3 protein-coding genes are annotated in these 4,463 nt (G+C 66.2%); all 3 read left to right on the forward strand.

Features of this window, described 5'->3' with window-relative positions; all coding sequences use genetic code 11:
* Window positions 1–439: outer membrane lipoprotein periplasmic chaperone LolA (lolA, locus tag AC1DSN_RS18815; protein WP_477332189.1), on the forward strand; the 439-nt coding region annotated here is incomplete at its 5' end.
* Window positions 440–819: 380 nt separating this feature from the next.
* Window positions 820–3,588: a DUF2339 domain-containing protein gene (locus tag AC1DSN_RS18820; RefSeq protein WP_477332191.1), complete on the forward strand. Its 2,769-nt coding sequence runs from the start codon at window positions 820–822 to the stop codon at window positions 3,586–3,588.
* On the forward strand, window positions 3,578–4,463 hold an 886-nt coding region (locus AC1DSN_RS18825), incomplete at its 3' end, for a DUF3999 family protein (protein WP_477332193.1). The genes AC1DSN_RS18820 and AC1DSN_RS18825, both read left to right, overlap by 11 nt.

The raw sequence follows: 4,463 nt of genomic DNA on the forward strand, positions 1-4,463 counted from the left end.
GGAAACGCTCAGCCCGTACAAGCAGACCATCGTCGCCGACGGCAGCCGCGTCTGGCTGTATGACCCGGACCTCGAGCAGGTCACCGTGCGCAAGCAGAGCAGCGAGGAAGCCCAGAGCCCGCTCACCGTGCTGACCGACCTTTCGCAGATGGACAAGGACTTCAAGGTCACCGAGAAGGGCGAGCACGACGGCATGGTCTGGCTGCGCCTGCAGTCGACCAGCAAGGATCCGCAGTTCGACTTCGCCGACCTCGGGTTCGATGCAGGTGGGCTGGCGCGGATGGTGTTCAAGGATCAGCTCGGTAACACCACGCAGATTCAGTTCGCCGGTTGGGTGAAGAACGGACCGGTCGCTGCAGGTACGTTCGACTTCGTGCCGCCGCAGGGGACGGATGTGATCGGCGATGCGCCGGTGCTTCAGACGCAGCCGGTTAAGTAAGCGGCTCGGCTTCGCCATCGCGTTGCGCTTGACGCCGGCTCGGCTTCGCCCTCGTCTTGCGCTTAGCTGCCGGCTCGGCTTCGCCATCGCGCTGACGCTTGCTATTGCCTGGTAGGAGCCGCTTCAGCGGCGAACCCTCAGGCTTTCATTTTGCGGACGAGGCCTGGCATTGCATCGTGCAGGCTGTTCAGACGCTCGCCCGATCACCGCATAGCCTCCGTCGTAACCTCGACAGGTTGAGGGTTCGCCGCTGAGGCGGCTCCTACGGGGAGCTGTGGCCGTATGAGGGGCGTTGAGCCGGTGGGGTTTGTGACCCTCCTACAGGTTCGCAATTTCATGCCAGACTCGCCGCACACAGGATGTTCGGGAGTGGGGAAGGCATGATCGTGGTCTGGGCCATCATTGGCGCGATTGTCGGGGCGCTGGTTACGCAGGGCTGGGAAGGCGCGGTCGCCGGGTTTGCCATCGGGTTGCTCTGGGGGCGGATGTCGGGGCTCAAGAGCGATCTTGATGCCGTGCGGGCCCGGTTGGCTGAACTGGGTCCCGCGACTAAGGCTCGGGCGCCTGTCGCCGGGGGAGCCGGTGCCCATATGGAACACCGCCTGGATGTCGATGCCGGAGGGGCTGCGCCGGGCCGGGCGGAGTGGCCTGATGGGGCGCCTATCGCCGGCGGAGCCGGCTCCCACAGAGAGCTGCCGGGTATGCCACCAGTGGCGCCGCCGGGTATGCCGCCGGTGCCGTCGGGCGCTCCGGTTCCGGTGTCGCGTCCGGTTTCCCCGCCACCGGTGCCTGCGGGTCCGACGTGGTTCGAGCGGTTGGCGGATGCGGCGAAGCGCTGGTTCACCGAGGGCAACGTGCCGGTGAAGGTGGGCATGCTGGTGTTGTTTGCCGGTGTGGCAGCGTTCCTGAAGTACGCCTCGGACCAGGGCTTGTTGCGCGTGCCGATGTCGGTGCGCCTGAGTCTGGTGGCGCTGGTCGCCATCGCGGGTGTGGGTTTCGGTTGGATGCAGCGGGATAAGCGCCGTGCGTTTGCGTTGTCGTTGCAGGGTGGTGCGCTGGGTGTGTTGGTGATGACGGTGTTCGCCGCGTACCGGCTCTACGGATTGCTACCCGCTACCGCGACGTTTGCCTTGCTCATCGTCTTCGTCGCGGGCCTGGGCGTACTTGCCGTGTTGCAGGACGCACTGGCGCTCGCCGTGCTCGGCTTGATTGCGGGTTTCGCGGCACCGATCATCGCGTCGACGGGGCAGGGCAATCACGTCGCCCTGTTCACTTATTACGCCATTCTCAACCTGGGCATTCTCGGTATTGCCTGGAAGAAAGCGTGGCGCGTGCTCAACGTGCTCGGCTTCGTCGCGACCTTCGGTGTCGGGACGGCGTGGGGTGTGCTGAGTTATCGGCCGGCGCTTTTCGCCAGCACCGAGCCGTTCCTGATCCTGCACTTCCTCCTGTATCTCGCCGTGCCCTGGCTGCACGTGCTGCGTTCGCCGAAGCGCGGGCGCGCGATCCTCGATGGTTGCCTGATGTTCGGCAATCCCATCGCCAGCCTGCTGCTGCAAGGTGCCTTGCTCGATTGGGAACCGATGCCGCTGGCGCTCTCGGCGCTGGTCGCTGCGGTCGTCTATGTCGCCATCGCGTTCGCTATCCGCAAGCGAGAAGACATGGGCCTGCTGCGCGAAACATGGGCCGTGCTGGCGGTGGCCTTCGCGACGATTGCCGTGCCGCTTGCGCTCAGTGCCAGTGTGACCGCCAGCGTGTTCGCGCTGGAAGGTGCGGGCCTGATCTGGTTGGGTTTCCGTCAGGCGCGACGCCTGCCGCGCTGGTCCGGTGTATTCCTGCAACTGGCCGCCGGCATCGCCTGGGCCATCGCGGCGATTTTCACGCATCACTACAACGACCTGCCCATCCTCAATGCCGCCTTCATCGGCAGCCTGTTGCTGGTGATCGGTGCCGGTGTCGGTGTGTGGCAGTTCGACCGGCATGGCATGTCGCGGGGCGTGTCCGGCCTCGCACGTGTTGGCCTGCTGGTCTGGGCGGTGATCTGGTGGCTGGTCAGCTTCATCAACGAGATCGACACCTTCGTGATCGATCGGCCGCTGGCCTTTGGTTACTGGCTGGCCGTGCTTGCGGTCACCGCGTGGCTCCTCGCCGAAGCATGCAAGCGCGTGCGCAAGCTCGATCTCGGCGTGGTCCTCGCCTTCAGCGTGCCGTTGTTCCTCTTCGCAGGCATGGTGGTGGCGCTGACGGCCGCTGAGGAAAGCATCCAGCCGCTCGCCGGCTGGCCGCTGGCGGGCGTGGCGGTGATGCTGGTGACGGGCTGGTTCACCCTGCGTGCGCTCGCGGCGCATCGCGTTGCGGCGATTCTCGCGGCAACCCTCGGCTGGGTGCGCTGGCTTGCCATCGGCACTGCGGCCATCGTGCTCGCGTTCGACTTCGTGACGACGATGGGGCAGGGATGGAAAGTGCTTGCCGCCGCCATGCCGACCTTGCTTCTGGCGGCGCTGGTGCTGTGGCGTCCGCGTGTGGTCGCTGCGCCGCTGAACGTGTATGCCGAGGCGATTCGGAATGCGGTAGGTGCCTGTGCCGCGCTGGCCCTGTTCGTCGCCGGCCTCATCGCGCTCGGTACCGCCGGTGCCTCGAACCCGCTCGTCTTCATTCCCGTACTCAACCCGATCGACCTGCTGCTGGTCGCCGTGCTCCTGCTCACCGCGCGTGGCATCTCCGACGCCACCATGCCGGTGAGTGTGCGTCGTGTGCGCCCGGCCGTCCTCGCCGTGATGTTCTTCATCATTGCGACCAGCATGACGCTGCGCTCCGTGCATCATCTCGGCGGCGTGCCGTGGGATAACTCGATGCCGGATTCGAGCCTCGCCGAGCTGTCGCTCACCGTGGTCTGGAGCATCATCGGTGTCGTCGCCTGGGTGCTCGGTTCGAAGCGTGGGCAACGTCTGCTGTGGATGGCCGGTGCCGGCACCATGGCACTGGTGCTCGCTAAGTTGTTGCTCGTCGATCGCGGGCACCTCGGTAACCTGTTCGGCATCGCCTCGTTCATCGCCTATGGCCTGCTCTGCACGGTTATCGGCTACCTTGCGCCCGCGCCGCCGCGGCAACCCGCTGAACCCGCCTCGGAGTCTGAGCATGCGTCCTGACGTTCGCCCTGGTCTGCTGGCCCTCGCCCTGGTCGCGTCCAGCGCTCAGGCGACGACGCCCGTTATCGAACCCGCTCGCCATTACGCCGTCAGTTATCCGATCGCGACCGAGTCGGTTGCGCCGGCCTACGTGGTCGCCTTGCCACAGGACGCTTACAACTGGACCCGCCCGGATACGATGCTGACCGATGTGGTCGTCGTCGACGCGGACGGCATGCAGGTGCCTTCGGGACCGTATCAGCCGCTGCAATCCGTATCGCGCCGGGTCACGCTGACCTTGCCGTTGCTCGCGGTGCCGCCTGCCGAAGCCGATTCGCCGGGACCGCGTATCGAGCGCAGCACGAACGGCGACATCGTTATCCAGCCCGGCAATAGCACGGCGCCCGGCCCGGTGAAGGAGTGGCTGATCGATGCGCGCACGCCCATCAACCTCAGTCAGATCACCTTCCCGCCGACCCAGGTGAGCGACGGTGCGGACGTGCAGCTCGACAACGTCTCAATCGACGTGAGCGACGATCTGCAATCGTGGACGAGCCTGGTCCGGCAGGCCACGATCCTGTCGATGGGACGCAACGGCAACGCACCCGATGTCACCACGGTGAAGATCGAAGGCGCGACGGGTCGCTACTTCCGTGTGCGTATCGTCAGCGGCAGCGTGCACTGGGCGACGGCGGGCGACGCCACCGTCAACCTGGCCGGACGGGTGGAAGAAAAACTCGTCGTTGACGAAGCTCCGCGCCGGTGGCTGGATGTCGAGCCGACCCGGACGACGTCGAGCGGGCAGGGCGTCGACTACGACTACGCGTTACCGGCGGCACTGCCGATCAATGCGTTGCGCCTTAAGCGCGGCAGCGACGCGGTGGCGCGCGTGGAGG

The sequence above is a fragment of the Luteibacter sp. P4_D7_3 genome, assembly GCF_056401735.1.

Excerpts from the sequence above, each read along its gene's own strand:
- AC1DSN_RS18820 (WP_477332191.1), top strand. The coding sequence starts at position 820 with ATGATCGTGGTCTGGGCCATCATTGGCGCGATTGTCGGGGCGCTGGTT.